Origin of the sequence: Actinomycetospora atypica (assembly GCF_042653685.1) — a bacterium.
Taxonomy (GTDB): Bacteria; Actinomycetota; Actinomycetes; order Mycobacteriales; family Pseudonocardiaceae; genus Actinomycetospora; species Actinomycetospora atypica.
In genome coordinates this window covers 1-905 of record NZ_JBHSIV010000086.1, presented here as the reverse complement: position 1 = coordinate 905, position 905 = coordinate 1, and the positions used below count along the sequence as shown (strand labels likewise).

The following is a 905-nucleotide window of genomic DNA, read 5'->3' as shown; positions in this document are numbered from 1 at the left end:
GGGGGTGCGGGGAGTCCGCCGCTGGAGCGCCTCGCGGTGCTGCTCGCCGGCCACGGCACCCACGTCGTGATCGGCGGCGACGCCGACGACCCGGGCCGCGCCTGCGTGGAGCGGATCGGGGAGGTCCTGCCCGACGCGGCGGTGCTGTTCTCCGAGTGCGCCGGTGAGGACCCCCGTGACCTGCTCACCCGTATCGGCCCCGACGAGTTCACCGCGCGGGTCCGCGCCACCCAGTACGCCACCATCCGCGCCGCCCGGCCGGCTCGAGGAGCTCTGTCATGACCCTCTGCGCGTTCCCCCCCTACGGCGGGCAGTGCTCGAACCAGGCCACCGTGACCGTCACCCTCGCCGGGCTGCCGGCGCAGAAGGTCCCGACCTGCGCCGAGCACGTCGACGACTGGATCGACGAGGTCGCCGCCACCGCCCGACCCATCACCGAGCCGGAGCCCTCCCCGAGCACCTGAGCGTCCTCCAGCGTCGCTGCCGTCATTCCCCGGTAATTCACGCTGCGGGAGAGCTGTGTCCACCACATCTACTGCTGCCGTGTTCCGTTGCATTCTTATCTAAAGCCCGAGAACTGATGCGGCGGCGCTGACCCGAATTCGCTGATTCTGCGAGGAGCCTGTGATGTCCCAGTCGATCGAACTGCACCCCGACCCGCCCGCGGCCCCGATCGGTCCGGGTGGACACCGGTTGCCGGCGGCGCTGCTCGCCGCGGCCGCCGACCTCGCGCACTGGCAGCAACGCGCCCTGTGCGCCCAGACCGACCCGGACGCGTTCTTCCCCGAGCAGGGCGCGTCCACCGCCGAGGCCAAGGCCGTCTGCGCGCGTTGCCCGGTCACCGCCGAGTGCCTCGAGCACGTCCTCGCCCACGACGAGCGCTTCGGGGTCTGGGCCGGCATGTC

3 protein-coding genes are annotated in these 905 nt (G+C 72.3%); all 3 read left to right on the top strand.

The window, feature by feature from the left end; translation table 11 throughout:
- A partial coding sequence (locus ACFPBZ_RS29430; RefSeq protein ID WP_378039653.1) for a hypothetical protein occupies positions 1 to 282 on the top strand: 282 nt, incomplete at its 5' end.
- On the top strand, positions 279 to 464 hold the full coding sequence (locus ACFPBZ_RS29425; RefSeq protein WP_378039652.1) for a hypothetical protein: 186 nt from the start codon (positions 279 to 281) through the stop codon (positions 462 to 464). The genes ACFPBZ_RS29430 and ACFPBZ_RS29425, both read left to right, overlap by 4 nt.
- Positions 465 to 627: 163 nt before the next feature.
- The coding region (locus tag ACFPBZ_RS29420; RefSeq protein WP_378039651.1) for a WhiB family transcriptional regulator at positions 628 to 905 on the top strand (278 nt) is incomplete at its 3' end.

Excerpts from the sequence above, each read along its gene's own strand:
- ACFPBZ_RS29425 (WP_378039652.1), top strand. The coding sequence starts at position 279 with ATGACCCTCTGCGCGTTCCCCCCCTACGGCGGGCAGTGCTCGAACCAG.